The 15,855-nt window shown below is 65.4% G+C and carries 12 protein-coding genes; 5 read left to right on the top strand and 7 right to left on the bottom strand.

Annotated elements, in window-relative coordinates:
- Position 1 precedes the first annotated feature (1 nt).
- Both uvrA and BMY90_RS00750 read left to right on the top strand, forming a co-directional pair.
- Entirely contained in the window at positions 2–2,986 is a 2,985-nt protein-coding gene (gene uvrA / locus BMY90_RS00755; RefSeq protein WP_092700468.1) for an excinuclease ABC subunit UvrA, read from the top strand.
- A complete protein-coding gene (locus tag BMY90_RS00750) occupies positions 2,983–3,522 on the top strand; it encodes an acyl-CoA thioesterase (RefSeq protein WP_092700465.1) in 540 nt (179 codons plus the stop codon). Before uvrA ends, BMY90_RS00750 begins: the two co-directional genes overlap by 4 nt.
- Positions 3,523–3,537: 15 nt before the next feature.
- Here BMY90_RS00750 and BMY90_RS00745 read toward each other — a convergent pair whose 3' ends face one another.
- The 3 genes from BMY90_RS00745 to BMY90_RS00735 all read right to left on the bottom strand — a co-directional run bounded on the left by BMY90_RS00745 (position 3,538) and on the right by BMY90_RS00735 (position 9,463).
- Complete coding sequence (locus BMY90_RS00745) at positions 3,538–4,032, bottom strand: GNAT family N-acetyltransferase (protein WP_092700462.1); 495 nt, start codon at positions 4,030–4,032, stop codon at positions 3,538–3,540.
- Between the two features lie 94 nt (positions 4,033–4,126).
- Complete coding sequence (locus BMY90_RS00740; protein ID WP_175481465.1) at positions 4,127–6,397, bottom strand: glycoside hydrolase family 20 protein; 2,271 nt, start codon at positions 6,395–6,397, stop codon at positions 4,127–4,129.
- An 81-nt stretch (positions 6,398–6,478) separates the two neighbouring features.
- Complete coding sequence (locus BMY90_RS00735) at positions 6,479–9,463, bottom strand: TonB-dependent receptor domain-containing protein (RefSeq protein WP_092700457.1); 2,985 nt, start codon at positions 9,461–9,463, stop codon at positions 6,479–6,481.
- A gap of 615 nt (positions 9,464–10,078) precedes the next feature.
- Between BMY90_RS00735 and BMY90_RS00730 the strand changes: the two genes are divergently transcribed.
- Together BMY90_RS00730 and BMY90_RS00725 are read left to right on the top strand one after the other, a co-directional pair.
- On the top strand, positions 10,079–11,536 hold the full coding sequence (locus BMY90_RS00730; protein ID WP_092700454.1) for a DUF4139 domain-containing protein: 1,458 nt from the start codon (positions 10,079–10,081) through the stop codon (positions 11,534–11,536).
- Between the two features lie 14 nt (positions 11,537–11,550).
- Positions 11,551–12,306 carry an enoyl-CoA hydratase/isomerase family protein gene (locus BMY90_RS00725; protein WP_092700451.1) on the top strand — a complete coding sequence of 252 codons (756 nt, stop codon included), beginning with the start codon at positions 11,551–11,553 and terminating at the stop codon, positions 12,304–12,306.
- A gap of 86 nt (positions 12,307–12,392) precedes the next feature.
- On the opposite strand, the gene BMY90_RS00720 is transcribed toward BMY90_RS00725, so the two are convergent.
- From BMY90_RS00720 to bamJ, 4 genes are read right to left on the bottom strand one after another with little or no spacing between them, the layout of a single operon-like run.
- Complete coding sequence (locus BMY90_RS00720; RefSeq protein WP_092700448.1) at positions 12,393–13,235, bottom strand: sulfurtransferase; 843 nt, start codon at positions 13,233–13,235, stop codon at positions 12,393–12,395.
- Complete coding sequence (locus BMY90_RS00715) at positions 13,232–13,825, bottom strand: NUDIX hydrolase (RefSeq protein ID WP_037100722.1); 594 nt, start codon at positions 13,823–13,825, stop codon at positions 13,232–13,234. The genes BMY90_RS00720 and BMY90_RS00715 overlap by 4 nt, the downstream gene beginning before the upstream one ends.
- Positions 13,822–14,010, bottom strand: a complete 189-nt coding sequence (locus BMY90_RS17370; RefSeq protein ID WP_245734774.1) for a DUF1289 domain-containing protein — start codon at positions 14,008–14,010, stop codon at positions 13,822–13,824. The genes BMY90_RS00715 and BMY90_RS17370 overlap by 4 nt, the downstream gene beginning before the upstream one ends.
- A gap of 55 nt (positions 14,011–14,065) precedes the next feature.
- Positions 14,066–14,794 (bottom strand): BamJ family beta-barrel-assembly machinery protein, encoded by a 729-nt coding sequence (gene bamJ, locus BMY90_RS00710; RefSeq protein ID WP_092700446.1) that lies wholly within the window; start codon positions 14,792–14,794, stop codon positions 14,066–14,068.
- A 161-nt stretch (positions 14,795–14,955) separates the two neighbouring features.
- On the opposite strand from bamJ, the gene BMY90_RS00705 reads away from it, so the two are divergent.
- The gene (locus BMY90_RS00705) at positions 14,956–15,738 is read left to right on the top strand and encodes an enoyl-CoA hydratase-related protein (protein WP_092700443.1); all 783 of its coding nucleotides are present in this window, start codon (positions 14,956–14,958) and stop codon (positions 15,736–15,738) included.
- The last annotated feature ends 117 nt before the right edge of the window (positions 15,739–15,855 follow it).

Genomic DNA, 15,855 nt, shown 5'->3' with positions numbered 1-15,855 from the left:
CATGGACACCATCCGCATCCGCGGTGCACGCACGCACAATCTCAAGAACATCGATCTCGACCTGCCTCGCGACAAGCTGATCGTTATCACCGGCCTGTCCGGCTCGGGCAAGTCGTCGCTGGCGTTCGACACCATCTACGCCGAAGGCCAGCGCCGCTACGTCGAGTCGCTGTCGGCCTATGCGCGGCAGTTTCTGTCGATGATGGAGAAGCCTGACGTCGACCATATCGAAGGTCTTTCGCCGGCGATCTCGATCGAGCAGAAATCCACCTCGCACAACCCACGCTCCACCGTGGGCACGATCACCGAGGTGTACGACTACCTGCGCCTGCTGTACGCCCGCGTCGGCACCCCGCGCTGCCCCGACCATGGCACCCCGCTGGAAGCGCAGACGGTGAGCCAGATGGTCGACGCCACGCTCGCGCTCGATCCGGAAAAACGCTACATGCTGCTGGCGCCGGTGGTGCGCGAACGCAAGGGCGAACATGTACAGGTGTTCGAGCAGATGCGCGCGCAGGGTTTCGTGCGCGCCCGCGTCGACGGCGAAGTGGTCGATCTGGACGCCGTGCCGCCGCTGGGCCTGCGCATCAAGCACACCATCGAAGTGGTGGTCGACCGCTTTCGCCCGCGCGAGGACATCAAGCAGCGGCTGGCCGAGTCGTTCGAGACCGCGCTGCGGCTCGGCGACGGCCTGGTGATCCTGGCCGACATGGACGCCGGACATGGCAGCTCCAGTACCGCGGGCGCGGGACGCGCAGGCGCCGCCGACAAGGAAGCGAAGGAACAACTGTTCTCCTCGCGCTACTCCTGTCCGGTGTGCGACTACTCCTTGCCAGAGCTGGAGCCGCGGCTGTTCTCGTTCAACTCGCCAGTGGGTGCCTGCCCCACCTGCGATGGCCTGGGCGTGACCCAGGTATTCGACGCCGCGCGCGTCGTCGGCCACCCGGAGTTGCCGCTGTCCGGCGGCGCGATCCGTGGCTGGGACCGACGCAATCCGCACTACTTCCAGATGCTGAACTCGCTGGCGGCGCATTACGGCTTCGACGTGGACACGCCCTGGCGTGAGCTGCCCAAAGCCACCCAGCAGGCGGTGCTGCACGGCAGCGGCAAGGAGAAGATCGCCTTCCGCTACCTCACCGAGCGCGGCGGCCGGGTAACCCGCGAACATCCGTTCGAAGGCATCCTGCCGAACCTGGAGCGACGCTACAAGGAAACCGAATCCGGCGCCGTACGCGAGGAACTGTCCAAATACATCAGCGACTCGCCCTGCCCCGAATGCGATGGCCAGCGGCTGAATCGCTCGGCCCGCAACGTGTTCGTCGCCGACCAGGCGCTGCCCGCCATCACCCATCGCTCCATCGACGATGCCCTGGCGTTTTTCGGCGAGCTGACACTCACCGGCTGGCGCGGCGAGATCGCGGTGAAGATCGTCAAGGAGATCCGCGAACGGCTGACCTTCCTCAACGACGTGGGCCTGAACTACCTCACCCTCGACCGCCAGGCCGACTCGCTGTCCGGCGGCGAAGCGCAGCGCATCCGTCTGGCCAGCCAGATCGGTGCCGGCCTGGTCGGCGTGATGTACGTGCTGGACGAACCCTCGATCGGCCTGCACCAGCGCGACAACGAACGGCTGCTTGGTACGCTCGTCCGCCTGCGCGATCTCGGCAACACGGTGATCGTGGTCGAGCACGACGAAGACGCGATCCGCATGGCCGACCACGTGCTCGACATCGGCCCCGGCGCCGGCGTGCACGGCGGCGAAGTGGTGGCACAAGGCAGCGTGCAGGACATGCTCGATTCGCCGCGCTCGGTCACCGGCCAGTTCCTCTCCGGCGAACGCGCGATCGAGGTGCCGAAGGAACGCCGCCAGCCGATCGACGACGAGTCGTGGCTGCACCTGAAAGGCGCCAGCGGCAACAACCTGAAGAGCGTTGACCTGGCCGTTCCGGTCGGCCTGTTCACCTGCATCACCGGCGTGTCCGGCTCGGGCAAATCGACCTTGGTCAACGACACCTTGCTGCGTCTGGCCGCGGCCGAACTCAACGGCGCCAGCGCGCAACCGGCGCCATTCAAGTCCATCGCTGGGCTGGAACTGCTCGACAAGGTGGTCGACATCGACCAGTCGCCGATCGGCCGCACGCCGCGCTCCAACCCGGCCACCTATACCGGCCTGTTCACCCCGTTGCGCGACATGTTCTCGCAGGTGCCGGAAGCGCGCGCGCGTGGCTACACGCCGGGTCGCTTCAGCTTCAATGTGCGCGGTGGTCGCTGCGAGGCGTGCGAGGGCGACGGCATGATCAAGGTGGAGATGCACTTCCTGCCCGACGTCTACGTGCCCTGCGACGCCTGCCACGGCAAGCGCTACAACCGCGAGACGCTGGAGATCCTGTACAAGGGCCACACGATTGCCGATGTGCTCGACATGACGGTGGAGGACGCGCTGAAGCTGTTCGAGAACGTGCCGACCATCGCGCGCAAGCTCGACACGCTGCGCGCCGTCGGCCTCGATTACATCAAGCTGGGCCAGAGCGCGACCACGCTGTCCGGCGGCGAAGCGCAGCGGGTGAAGCTGTCCAAGGAACTCTCCAAGCGCGACACCGGCCGCACCCTGTACATCCTCGACGAGCCCACCACCGGCCTGCACTTCCACGACATCGAGCAACTGCTCGACGTGCTGCACCAGCTGGTCGACCAGGGCAATACCGTGGTGGTGATCGAACACAACCTCGACGTGATCAAGACCGCTGACTGGATCGTCGACCTCGGCCCCGAAGGCGGCGCCGGCGGCGGCCGCATCCTGGTCACCGGCACGCCGGAGACCGTGGCTGCCACGCCCGGCTCGCACACCGGCCATTTCCTCGCGCCACACCTGAAGCCCGCCAAGCCGAAAAAGCCGGGCGCGGCCAAACGGGTCAAGGCCGCCACCAAACACATCGCCTCGGCCGACAAGTACAAGCCGATGCGCGGAAAAAAGAAACGCACATGAGCACCACCGATACACCCGAATCACCCAAACCCGCTTCTCCCAAGCCCGTGCGTCGACGCCGCAAGGTCGCCGACAGTGCGGCCACGCCGCCCGCCCCGACGGCGGCGACCGCAGCTGCAGAAGCCACACCGGAACCGTCGCCCGCGCCGCTGTTCACTGCCGTGCTGGACGTGCGCTGGCGCGATCTCGATGCGTTCAACCACGTCAACAATTCCAACTACCTCACCTATCTGGAAGAGGCGCGCCTGCAGTGGCTCAGCCATGTGCCCGGCCCGTGGTTCGGCGATCACGCCATGCCGGTGATGGCGGCTACCCAGCTCAACTATCGCCGTCCGATCGAATGGCCCGCGCAACTGCACGTGGAACTGTTCTGCGAGCGCGTGGGCAACACCTCCATGACCATTACCCACCGCATCGTCGACGCTGCCGACGCCAGCCGCTGCTACTGCGACGGCAACGTGGTGATGGTGTGGATGGACCCCACCAGCGGCAAGCCGGTGCCACTGCCCGAGGCGATTCGCGGCGCGGTCGGCTGACCAGCCGCCCGTGAATCACGCCCGCGCGGGCGAAAGATCCAGCGCCAGGTACACCGTGTCCGGCAACGGATTGGCGTAATACGCCGGTACGCGCTGGAAGCCCAGCGCGTCGTAAACCCGCAGCGCGGGCCGCATCGACGCCAGCGTATCGAGCACCAGGCGCGTGTAACCGGCGCGCCGGGCACCGTCGATGACGGCCTCGGCCAGACGGCGGCCCAGCGCCTGCCCGCGTGCCGCCGGACGCACGTACAGCCGCTTGATCTCTCCCGTGCCCGGTTGCGTCCACGGCCGCAACGCCACGCAGCCCAGGGGCATCCCCGCGTCATCCCGTGCAAGCAGCACCACCCCATGGGGCGACGCATACTTGCCGGGCAGACCCGCCAATTCCGCCGCCACGTCCTGGAAGGAAAGGTCGATGCCGAGACTGTCGATATATTCCTCGAAGAGGCGCCGGACGACGTCGGCGCCCTCCGGGAAGTGTGCGGGCGCGATAGTGGTGGATGCAGACATGAGGTGATCCGGCACAAATGGCCCGCGTCATTTTATGCCCGGCACAAGATCCCTGGCGGCAGAGGGCGCCCTCTGCGCCGGGAAGCATTTCGGCTTACTGCACCCGAATTTCATCGACAAACAACCAGGTGTTCTTGTTGCCACCGGGGAAATCAGCAGGCAGATCGGTGTGCCGGTTGGCCACGACGCGCAGGTAACGTGCGGTGACGGCCTTCGTCGGCTGGTAACGGATCAGCCAGCGATGTTGCCCATCGTCGAACAGGTCGGTTTTCGGTGTGTCGACGTAAAGCGGGGTCCAGTGCTGGCCATCGGATGACACGGAAAACGTCACGCGCTGCGGCGGCAGGATGCGCGAACCCACGTCTTGCAGGGAATCCGCGCTGAGCGAATGGATGCTCACCGAGCGGCCCAGATCGATCGTCGCATCGACGTCGTGGTCTTCCCAGGCGGCCCAACGGCCGTCGTGGAAATTGGTGCTGCCGACCACGCCATCCACCAGCACGGTGGCAGGCGCATAACTGGACGATACGGCTTGCGCGAGGCTCACTGTGCGGCCGCGCGCAAGATTATCTTCGAGCGTGAAGCTGGTGGCTTCGTCATACGCCATGCCATGCCGGAACGGCGTGACCCGTAGCGTGCCGGGCTTGCGGATGGCCACGCTGTCGTCGAAGGCAGGGGATTTCACGGTCGGCATCGAGCCGTCCAGGGTGTAGTGGTTGTGCACGTCATCGAAACCGCGCTGTGCGTGCAGGTGCCAGCCATCGCCCTGCGTATCCGCCGTGATCGAATAGGTCACCACCGGCTTGTCCTGCGGCCCGTACGTGATCCGTTGCGCATCGAGCCAGTGGTATTGCGCCTGCAAGCGCTGCTGGAAGTTCGCCCAGGCGGCGTCGGAATGCGTGTCGCCACTCCACAGGTTTTCGGCCAGCGCCAGCACACGTGGATACAGCTTCGACTCGGCGTTGAGCGGATTCGCCCGCTCGCTCCACAACGGTGCTTCGGCACCCAGGATCTGCGAGCGGTGCGCCGCGATAACCTGTGCCGCCCCCTGCTCGGCCTTCGAATACAGCGTTGCCGCCGAGCCGGTGATATCGGTTTGGTAAACGCCCTTCGTGGTCAACTTGTCCATCGGCGAATCCAGATAGAACGGCCCGGCGATGATCACGCGATTGCCGTTCAGCAGCGCCTTGGCCGTCTCGCTGTCACCGCGCCAGATCTCGATGATCGCGTTCTTGTTCGCGCCACCTTCGAGGATTTCGTCCCAGCCGATCATGGTCTTGCCTTTGCCGACCAGGTAACGCTGGATGTGCTTGATGAAGTAGCTCTGCAGCTCCTCTGCGTTCTTCATCCCCTTCGCATGCATCAGCGCCATGCAGGAAGCGCAATCCTTCCAGTCATCCTTCGGCACTTCGTCGCCGCCGATATGCACCCAGCTCGACGGGAACAGCGGCATCACCTCATCCAGCACGTTCTCAAGGAAGGTGAAGGTGCCGGGATCGCCCACGCAATCGATGTCCTTGAACACGCCCCAGGTCGCCGGCACGGTTACCTGCTTCTTGTCGCACGACAGCTGGGGATAAGCCGCGATGGCCGCGGTGCTGTGGCCCGGCATCTCGATCTCCGGGATCACCGTGATATTGCGCGCACTGGCATACGCCGCTACCTGGCGAATCTGCGCCTGCGTGTAGAATCCGCCATAGCGCGAGCCATCCGCCTCGGTGCGCCATGCGCCGACGCTGGTGAGCTTCGGATAACGCTTGATCTGGATGCGCCAGCCCTGGTCATCGGTGAGATGCCAGTGGAAGGTGTTGATCTTGTAGTAGCTCAGCGCGTCGAGCTGCTTCTCGATAAAGCTCACCGGATAGAAATGCCGGCCGACATCGAGCATCACGCCGCGATAAGCATAGGTCGGTGCGTCTTCAATACGTACGGCCGGAATCTTCAAGCTTGCGGCGCGCTGCTGCGGCAGCAATTGGCGCAAGGTCTGCACGCCCCAGAACAGGCCACGATCACTGGAGGCCGTGATGGTGATGCGTGAGGGCGTCACGTCGAGGTGATATGCCTCGTCACCGTGGATGGCCGGATCGATGCGCAATTCGATGCGCCCATGTTGCCCGCCTTCCTTGCTTGCGGTGAGGTCGATGCCGGTCTGCGCACGAACTGCGCCGCGCAGGAAATCGGCAATCTGCCGCGCCCGCTTGTCCGTGGGCGCGGCAATCGTCACGTGCCGGTCGAGGGTGAAACTGCCGGTACCCGCGGTGATCTTCTGCGGCTGCGGAATGATGTTGAATTGCGCCTGTGCATCGAGCGCGCAGGCCGCCATGGCCAAGCCAAGCAGCAGGAGAACCGCAAGTCGTTTCGGCATGATTTGCCTGTCCATCAGCAGCGTGAAGGGAAAAGGCCCCGGCCGAAGCCGGGGCGGGGGCCAAGCTCGACCTGAGAGGGATCAGTCGAGCTTGTAGTCAAAGGAAAGGAAGATTTCGCGACCGTTGTATTCGCCGGCAGTCTGCCCTGTCGTGACGAACTCGAAGCCGCCGGCGTAGTACGGAATCGACGCCACCTTGTTGAAGATGTTGGACACGGTGAAGGTCGCCTTGATGTCCGGGCTGAACTGCCAGCCGATCGCGGTATTCCAGGTGATCCACACCGGCACATGGCCTTTGTAGACCACGCAATCGGCATCGCCCGTGTTCGGGAAGGTGCCGTTGTCCAGTACCTCGCAACCACCGTAGCCGGGCGAACGCAAGGTGCCGACGCGCTGGCCGGAAATCGCCACGTTCCAGTTGCCGCGGGTCCAGTCGCCGATCCACGTGACCTTGCTCGCGACACGGTCATAGCGCGTATTGAGCAGCGGATCGCTGGCCACCGTGCGGTTCTTGTAGGAAAGGTTGTCGGTGTAATTGATGCTGGCGCGGAAGTCACCGTAATCGTCGGTATGCCGCTTGAAGTCCAGCGATGCATCGATGCCGCTTACATAGGTGGAAGCCACGTTGATCGGGCCGGAATGCACCGAGGCGATGGTGCCATCCGCATTGCGCTGGACCATCGCCTCCACCATCTTGCAGTACTGCGAACCCTGCGGATACCGGATGTACGGTGCCAGCCCGGTCGAGCCAACCGGCTGCACCCCGGTGAGGCAGCCCGCCTCGTCGCTCAGGATGGTGTCGTAGCCCAGGTACTCGATGGTGTTGTCCACGCCCATGTGCCAGTAGTCGGCCGACATCGACAGGCCACGCACGCCCGGAATCTGCCACACGAAACCGTAGGTCCAGGAATGACCGGTCTGCGGCAGCAGCAAGCGGCTGCCGTCGGTGTACTGGGTGTAGTACTGCGACTGGGGACGCTGCGCACTGCCGTTGCACCAGGTGCTGTTGGTGTTGCCGGCCTTGATGGCGTTGATGCAGCTCAGGTAATCCTCGTAGATGCCTACCGGAATGGTGGAACCGGTCTGGTAGACCGCCTGCATGTCCGGCGCCTTGAAGTTGGTGCCGTAGGTACCGCGCAGCAACAGGCCCGCGTACGGGCGCCATTCGATACCGGTGCCCCAGGTGCGGGCCACGTCGGCGCTGCTGGCATCACGATATTTGTCGAGGCGGCCGGAAATGGTCCAGGTCAGCGAGCTCAGCACTGGCACGCGGAACTCGGTGCCGAACGAACCCCGCTGGCGGGTGCCGCCACCGGTGTTGTTCGCATAGAACGGATTGACGAATGTCGCCGAATCATTGCCGCGCGGATCGGGCGAAAGCAGGAAACCGTTGTGTGCAAATTCCAGCACGGCCGCCCAGCCCACCGAGTCGTCCGCCCATGGAATGCGGAACAGGTCGCCGTTGACGCGCAGTTGCACCTGGTCCAGCCATGACGAGGCGGTGTTCTCGCCGTTGACGGAGAACTGGCTGTACTGCTGCGGCGTGATCGGATTCCACCATTGCTGCCAGTTCATGGCGTAAACGGGAAGGGTGGCGGAGCCCCCGTTGTTGATGGCGCTGTAGCCCGAAACCGTGGTGGTACCCAGCTGCTTGCCGAGGAAGAAATTGTTCGCAGCCGTCTGGTTGAAGGCCGTGTAGTCCTCGCGCACGATGTATTTCTGGGTATTCAGGCTGAGGTCCCAGTTGAACTTGCCGTCGAAGACGGTGCCGCGCAGTCCGCCCGTGATGTTCCAGTTCTGCTCGCGGTCGTGGGTATTGCCGGATGTGCCCAGTTCCTGCGCGGTGAACTGGCGCACGGCCTGGCTGATGACCTGCCCCGTCGTCTTGTCATAGAACGCGCCCGTACCCTCGCCCCACAATTGGGTATTGGAAATGCCCACCGTGTCGTACAAGGCCGCCGAGCCGTAGAGCTGCAGGCCATTGCTGAAGTCGTACTCGCCAGCCACGTAACCGTTGTTGCTGCGGCTGCCTGGCGTCAACACCCAGTTCTGGAACAGCGCGGGCTGCGAGCAGTAGTAACCATTGTTGGTCACGCCGGTGATCTGGGTGCCGTTCGTGCTGACGGTGTGCGACTGGCTCAACTGGGAATTGCTGAATTTTCCACAGGTACCCGCCGGCGGCGTGAGATAGTGGCCGTTGCCGTTCATCGCCGAGAGCGCGATGGAACCAGCCGCGTCGTACTGGTAGCCGAACATGCGGGCCGCCGGGCCCCAGGCGCCATAACCGGCATCGGCCACCGAGTCCTGATACGGACGATCCATGCCCCACAACGCAGTGCGGTTGGACTTCTCCAGGTTGTAGACGACATGCCAGTTGTCGCCGGAGCGGCCACCGAAGAAATTGACGTCGCCATAGGTGCGTCCGCCGCGGGTCGCCCCGCCACCGGTCACCTGCAGGTGGTCACCCTGGTAGTTCTTCTTCAGGATCACGTTGACCACGCCCGCCACCGCGTCCGAGCCGTAGATCGACGAGGCACCGGAAGCAAGGATCTCCACCCGGTCGATCATGCCGGTGGGCAGGTTGTTGTAGTTCTGAAAGTTGCTCTGCGAATTCATCGGCTGCGGGTAGTCCACCACGCGATGGCCGTCGATCATCAGCAGGCTGAACCCGGGGCCCAGGTTGCGCAGGTTCACCGAGCGCGCATTGACCGAGGTCGAACCCCAACTGGCCGGGTCCTGCGTCTGCCCCATCTGCGGCAGCGAATCCAGGAATTCCCACAGCGTGGTGAAGCCCTGCTGCTTGATCTGCGCGCCGGTGATGGTGACCACGGGAGCCGGTCCTTCGATTTCCACGCGTGGAATCATCGAACCGGTCACCGTGACCGCTTTCATCTGGACCGCCTTGTCCTTGTCGGGCTGGCCGGACGGCGTGGCGCTGGATGACGCCTGCGGTGCAGATGGCGGGTTGCTGCCAGCCATGGCCGATTGTGCAAATGCCTGTGGTGCCATCAATGCCAGTGCCAGCGAACTGGCGAGCACGCTGCGGTGGAAACCTTTATTGCCCATGACTGCCCTCTCCCATAGAAAAGCCTGCGCTGCGATGTTTCCGGTACCCAGGCCACGCCGAACGATGACTCGCCAATTGAATCGATCCAATCCGACGTCATGCATTGCTCCGCGCAGACCCGGCGTGCCGGGCTCCCCTGCTCAAACCATCAACGTGTTACTGGCGGCGCGCGCCCGTTCCCCCTGTTGCCGCGTCGCCCATCGGCCGAAGTCGCCTGCAGCACCTCACCGTGTCGCACGGACACGGCGCATGAGCGTGGCATGCCTGCTACGTACATCGATTCCCGCATAGCCCCTCCCCGGGGTCGGGAGATGGTTCGCACACGCCGCCCCTTCCGGCGCGCGAGCCCTCCGCGCCCACTATGCTTCCCGCAAATTTAGATCGTGGAAAGTTGCATCGCAACAATTCGCTTGGGCGTGGCTTCACCACGACTCGAAAAACGGCCGTCCGGCAACAGCTTCACGCCAGCCGGAGACGCCGACAGCCGCAAGTGCGCAAGCCCGCATGGCTGAAGCCGGTCACGCTTTGGCGCATCGGCAGCGCGCGCCGGCGCAACCCGGGCCATGATTCGAACGCGCCCGTTATGATGGCCCTTCCCCACGAAGGAGCGCCTCATGACGACACCGCATCGAACCATCCTTGCCCTCGCCTGTGCCACCGTGCTGGGCGGCGTGCCGCTGGCGCACGCCGCCGACCACGCCAGCATGACGCTCTACCGCAGCGACAACGCCGCGCTGTACGCCAGCAGCAGCAACGGTGGAGCTGACGACGGTTACGCCGTGATCCGCGAGCAGCGCACGCTGACGTTGCAGTCCGGCACCCACGACGTGGTGCTGGGCGACCTGCCCGACCACATCGACGCCGAGGCCCTGGCGCTGGGCTTCCCCGATGGCAGTGCGAAAGTCATCTCGCAACGCCTGTTGCTTGCACAAGGCGCGGATGCGGCGATGACCGGGCTGGTCGGGCAAAACATCACCGTGCTCGGCAGCAATGGCGAAACCCTGGCCCAGGGCACCTTGCTGCGCGCCGGCGACGGCCTGCTGGTGCACAGCGCATCCGGCACCACCCTGGTGCGCCAATACGCGGCGGTGCGCGCCAACAGCCACTTCCCCACCGGCTCCAGCCTCGACCTGCGCGTGGACGCCGCGCATGCCGGCAACACGCAGGCGATGCTCAGCTATCCCACCTCCGGCCTGGGCTGGCGCGCTGCCTACGTGGCCACGCTGCAACCGGGTGGCAGCTGCCGCATGCAGTTCGAATCGCGCGCCAGCATCGCCAACCGCAGTGGCCGCGACTGGCGCGACGTGAAGCTCACCTTGATCGCCGGTGAGCCGAATTTCGCCAAGGATTCGGCGCCACGCCCGATGATGATGCGGGCCAAGGTGTCCTTTGCCGCCGCCGCGCCGGCAATGCCCGAACAGGCGCAACTGGCCGACTACCGCAGCTACACCTTGCCCGGCACCGTGGACCTGCCCGACGGCAGCGTCAGCCAGGTGCCGCTGTACACACCGCGCACGCTGGATTGCGAACACACCGCGCTGTACGAGAACGGCGGTACCTGGACGCCGTCGCACCCGATGCTCGGTCGCGATTACAACACCGGCAGCAGCAACACCGTCGTCGACACACTGAAGCTCAAGGCTTTCGACAGCCTGCCGGCCGGCTACCTGCGCGTGCTCACGGCTGACCGCCACGGCGTGCCGCAATTCATCGGCGAAGGCCGCATCGACGACACGCCCAAGGGCAGCGCTGCCGCGATCACCCTGGGCACCGCGTTCGACCTGCGTGCGAACCGCGAACGCACCGCCTTCCACGTGGACAAGGCCGGCCGCACGATGGACGAGGCGTACCGCATCACCTTGACCAACGCCGGCGACAACGCACGCACCGTCACCGTGCGCGAGCACCCGAACCGCTGGCGCGAATGGACGCTGACCTCATCCAGCAGCAAGCCGAGCAAGCAGACCACCGACACGCTGGAGTTCCGCGTGAACGTGCCTGCCAACGGCAAGGCCGTGCTCGACTACGCCGTGCATTACCACTGGACCGCCGACGTCCAGCCGCAATCCTGACCCGGAGCCACTCCATGCTCGACATCATCCGCCATGACGCCATCACCGAAATCCGTCTTGCACGGCCGCCGGTCAACGCGCTCAACCTGGAACTGCTGCGCACCTTGCGCAGCAGCCTCGACACCGTCGTCAGCGAAGGCGCGCGCGGCATCGTGCTGTCCGGTGCGCAAGGCATGTTCTCCGCCGGCGTGGATGTGCCGGCACTGTTGCAGGCCGACCGCAACGGCGTGCGCGAATTCTGGCGCGAGTTCTTCGGCACCTGCAGCTCGCTGGCCCAGTCGCCGGTACCGGTGGTCGCCGCGATCACCGGCCACAGCCCCGCCGGCGGCGCCGTGTTGTCGCTGTTCTGCGACTACCGCGTGATGGCCGACGGCCCGTACAAGATCGGCCTCAACGAGGTGCAGGTCGGCCTGACCGTACCCGATGCCATCCAGTTCGCGTTGCGGCGCGTGGTCGGCGCCTATCGTGCCGAACGCCTGCTGGTCGCCGGTGCAATGATCGATTCGGCCGAAGCCCTGGCCTGCGGCTTCGTCGACGAAACCACCGCCATCGACCAGGTGGTGACCCGCGCCCGCGTCTGGCTGGACGATCTGCTGACTCGTCCGGCCCATTCGATGCTGGCGACCCGCCGCATTGCCCGCGCCGACCTGATCGACATGTGGTCCGACGTCGACGCCCTGGCCATCGACGACTTCGTCGACGGCTTCTACCACCCGCAGACACAAATCGTGCTGCAGGCGCTGGTGGCCCGGCTCAAGAACAAGGGTTGATCGCTCCCCGGCGACAGAAGTGCTGCCAAGGGTGCTGCAGGAGCGACTTCAGTCGCTCCTGCAGTTGCGTGCCCGGGTGCGCCCTTTCAGCCCTTGGCCACGGGCCGCGACGGATCGCTGACCCAGCCGCTCCACGACGGCGCGTAGAGCTTCGAGCCATTCAGACCGGCGTATTCCATCGCCAGCAGATTGTGGCAGGCGGTGACGCCGGAGCCGCACGAGTGCACGACTTGCTCTGGCGCATGCGTGCCGATCAACGCGAGGAATTCGTTCTTCAATTCGGCGGCGGGCCTGAAGCGGCCGTCGGCATCCAGGTTGTCGGCGAACGGGCGGTTCAGCGCGCCGGGAATATGCCCGCCGACGCGATCGAGCGGCTCCACGTCGCCGCGATAACGCGGCGCGGCGCGCGCATCCAGCACCACTTGCTGCGACTGCCCGACCACCGCGTCGTGGTCGAGGATCACCTGGTCCGGATCGAAGTGGACCACCACCTGCGTCGGCGTGCGTTCGGTGGCTCCTGCTTCCATCGGCAAGCCGGCGGACTGCCAGGCAGCCAGGCCACCGTCGAGCACCGCGACCGCATGCTCGCCGGCAAGGCGCAGCAACCACCACAGGCGCGACGCGGCCATGGCGCCGTTGGCGGCGTCGTAAGCCACCACCTGCAGGCCGGGGAGCCAGCCCCAGCGACCCAGCAGATCGGTAAAGGCCGATTCGGACGGCAAGGGATGCCGGCCCAAGCCTTCGGACCGCCGCGAAAGGTCGGACAGATCACGGTCGAGATCGGCGAACACGGCACCGGGAATGTGCCCGGCGCGATAGTCGCGCTCGGCTTGAGTCGTATCGGCCATCACGTGGCGACAATCGACGACAAGCACATCCGACGGCGGCAACGCGGCGAGTTCGGCGACGGAAATCAGCGTGGTTTTCATGCGCGTTTCATCCTCTCCAGCATGTTCAGCAAGATGGCGGCGGTGGCGCCCCAGATGCGGTGACCACCATGCACGAATTCCACCATCTCGCGCTGGCGGCCACGGTACTCCATCACGTAGCGACGCAGGTTGGCCGGTTCGAGAAAGAACGACAGCGGCACCTCGAACACTTCGTCCACCTCGTCCGGCGACGGGCGCAAGCGCGCGCTGGCGTCGATGCACGCCACCACCGGGGTGATGCAAAAGCCGCTGATGGTTTCGAAACAGTCGAGGTAACCCTGCGGCGACGCCAGCGTGCGATCGAGGCCGATTTCCTCCTCGCTTTCGCGCAGCGCGGTGACTACTGCGTCGCCATCGGCGGCATCGCGACTGCCGCCCGGGAACGCCACCTGTCCGGCATGTGCGGTGAGGTGGCTGGTGCGCACGGTGAGGATGATTCGCGGCTGCACGCCTTCGCGCAGGCCGATCAGCACGGATGCCGGCCGCAATGGCACATCGCCCAGCAACTCGACCATCGATGCATGGTTCCAGCCCGGCCCCGACGGCGGCGAAGACAGCGGGATCAGCGACTGCAGAAGCTCGTCGATCATGCCGGCGGCCTTGCCGGCAGCACCACGTCCATCCAGTAACGCCGCTCGGTCTCGCTCATCTCGCGCCAGTGGCCGATTTCCTCACCGGTGCGGCGGCACCCGACGCAATAGCCACGCGCATCCAGCCGGCAGATGCCGACACAGGGCGTGAGGACGGGAGGAGGTACGGCAGGGTCGTTCGACATGCCCGGCCATGTTACCACCGGCCGGGCTCCGTCCCGATGACCCGGCGTCACGCGATCAGGGATGGTTGGGCCCGGACTTGATGTCGAGCAGCTCGATCTCGAACACCAGCGCCTCGTTCGGCCCGATCCGCGGCAATGCGCCATGCTTGCCGTAGGCCAGCTGCGGCGGGATCACCACCTTCCAGCGATCGCCCACGTGCATGCGCGGAATCACGTCCTGCCAACCGCGGATCACGTTGTTGACGGCGAAGCTGACCGGCTGGCCACGCGCCCAGGTACTGTCGAATTCGGTGCCGTCGGTGAGCATGCCGCGATAGTTCACCGTCACCGTGCTGGTGACGGTCGGGGTGATCGTGCCACTGCCCTTCTTGATCACCGAATACTGGATGCCCGAGGGCAACTGCACCACGCCGGGCTGCTTGGCATTGCTCGCCATGTACGCCTGGCTCTTGCGCAGGTTCGCTTCCGCCAGATGCCGGAACTCGGACACGGCCTGCGCATGCATCTGGTGATCGAGCTCGCGCAGCTGCTGGCGCATGTCCTGCATCGATACCGATGGCGGGCGCTTGGCGAAGGCATCACGGATTGCCTGCTGCAAAGTGGCCAGGTCCACTGCTGGCTGGCCATCCGCGAACTGGCTGCCGATCTGGTAGCCGATGGCATAGGAAAGCTTGTGCTTGTCCAGCTTCACCGCCGGTGTGCCGGGCGCCATCATGCGCTGCTGCGCCAGCGTCGCTCCCGCGACGAAAAGCAGGCCGAAGGCGAGCCAACGCAGTCGTGTCATTCCATATCTCCAGCGGACGGACCTACAGCGCAACATCCTAGGTGGTTCCACTGCGACATGCAGCAGCTACCGACCGATCCGGCGCACGGAACTGAGAAACCCGACAACGGCAAAGGTTCCCGCTGCTACCATGCCGGCTTTGCCCTGCCGGAATCCCCATCATGGCTTATCGCAACCTGGAAATCTCCAACCGTGGCGCGGTGCGCACCATCACCGTGAACCGCCCCGACAAGCTCAATGCGCTGAACCGCGACACGCTCAACGAGCTGACCATCGCCTTCGCCCAAGCCGCGCAGGACGACGCCGTGCGCGCCGTGGTGCTGACGGGCGCCGGCGAGAAGGCCTTCGTGGCCGGCGCCGACATTGCCGAGATGAATGGTTACACGCCGGTGCAGGCGCAAGGCTTCTCGCGCGCAGGTCAGCGTCTGATGAGCTCGATCGAGCGACTGGGCAAGCCGGTGATCGCACGCATCCAGGGCTTCGCGCTGGGTGGCGGCATGGAACTGGCGATGGCCTGCCATCTGCGCGTCGCCAGCGAGAAGGCCAGGTTCGGCCAGCCCGAAATCAACCTCGGCCTGATCCCCGGGTTCGGCGGCACCCAGCGCCTGTTGCGCCTGGCCGGCCGCAGCGCTGCGCTGGAACTGTGCCTCACCGGCGCGCCGATCGGCGCACAACGCGCGTACGAGCTGGGCATCGTCAACCGTGTGGTGGCGCCTGAGGCATTGGACGAGAGCGTGGCCGCCCTGGCCGATCAGCTGGCCGCCGCCGCACCACTGGCCGCTGCCGGCATTCTCGATGCGGTGTTGCAGGGAGGCGAAGCTGCGCTCGACCAGGGCCTGGAATTCGAAACCCAGGGCTTCGCGCTGATGTTCTCCACCGATGACATGCACGAGGGCACCAGCGCCTTTCTGGAAAAGCGCAAGGCCGCATTCAAGGGCAGCTGACCACCGCTGTTTCCCCTCTCCCCGGCGGGGAGAGGAAGTCATCGCGTGCCGCGGTTGCTCAACGCTTGGTGTTCTCCCTCTCCCCTCCGGGGAGAGGGTTGGGGTGAGGGGGCACTC

Source organism: Rhodanobacter glycinis (assembly GCF_900114325.1).
In the GTDB taxonomy this organism is placed as follows: domain Bacteria; phylum Pseudomonadota; class Gammaproteobacteria; order Xanthomonadales; family Rhodanobacteraceae; genus Rhodanobacter_A; species Rhodanobacter_A glycinis.
Note: the sequence above shows the minus strand (reverse complement) of the source record. Positions and strands in the feature narration are given on the sequence as shown.

What these genes read in the sequence shown, in the direction of transcription:
- uvrA (WP_092700468.1), top strand. Translation starts at nt 2, where the DNA reads ATGGACACCATCCGCATCCGCGGTGCACGCACGCACAATCTCAAGAAC.
- BMY90_RS00750 (WP_092700465.1), top strand. Translation starts at nt 2,983, where the DNA reads ATGAGCACCACCGATACACCCGAATCACCCAAACCCGCTTCTCCCAAG.
- BMY90_RS00745 (WP_092700462.1), bottom strand. Translation starts at nt 4,032, where the DNA reads ATGTCTGCATCCACCACTATCGCGCCCGCACACTTCCCGGAGGGCGCC.
- BMY90_RS00740 (WP_175481465.1), bottom strand. Translation starts at nt 6,397, where the DNA reads ATGCCGAAACGACTTGCGGTTCTCCTGCTGCTTGGCTTGGCCATGGCG.
- BMY90_RS00735 (WP_092700457.1), bottom strand. Translation starts at nt 9,463, where the DNA reads ATGGGCAATAAAGGTTTCCACCGCAGCGTGCTCGCCAGTTCGCTGGCA.
- BMY90_RS00730 (WP_092700454.1), top strand. Translation starts at nt 10,079, where the DNA reads ATGACGACACCGCATCGAACCATCCTTGCCCTCGCCTGTGCCACCGTG.
- BMY90_RS00725 (WP_092700451.1), top strand. Translation starts at nt 11,551, where the DNA reads ATGCTCGACATCATCCGCCATGACGCCATCACCGAAATCCGTCTTGCA.
- BMY90_RS00720 (WP_092700448.1), bottom strand. Translation starts at nt 13,235, where the DNA reads ATGAAAACCACGCTGATTTCCGTCGCCGAACTCGCCGCGTTGCCGCCG.
- BMY90_RS00715 (WP_037100722.1), bottom strand. Translation starts at nt 13,825, where the DNA reads ATGATCGACGAGCTTCTGCAGTCGCTGATCCCGCTGTCTTCGCCGCCG.
- BMY90_RS17370 (WP_245734774.1), bottom strand. Translation starts at nt 14,010, where the DNA reads ATGTCGAACGACCCTGCCGTACCTCCTCCCGTCCTCACGCCCTGTGTC.
- bamJ (WP_092700446.1), bottom strand. Translation starts at nt 14,794, where the DNA reads ATGACACGACTGCGTTGGCTCGCCTTCGGCCTGCTTTTCGTCGCGGGA.
- BMY90_RS00705 (WP_092700443.1), top strand. Translation starts at nt 14,956, where the DNA reads ATGGCTTATCGCAACCTGGAAATCTCCAACCGTGGCGCGGTGCGCACC.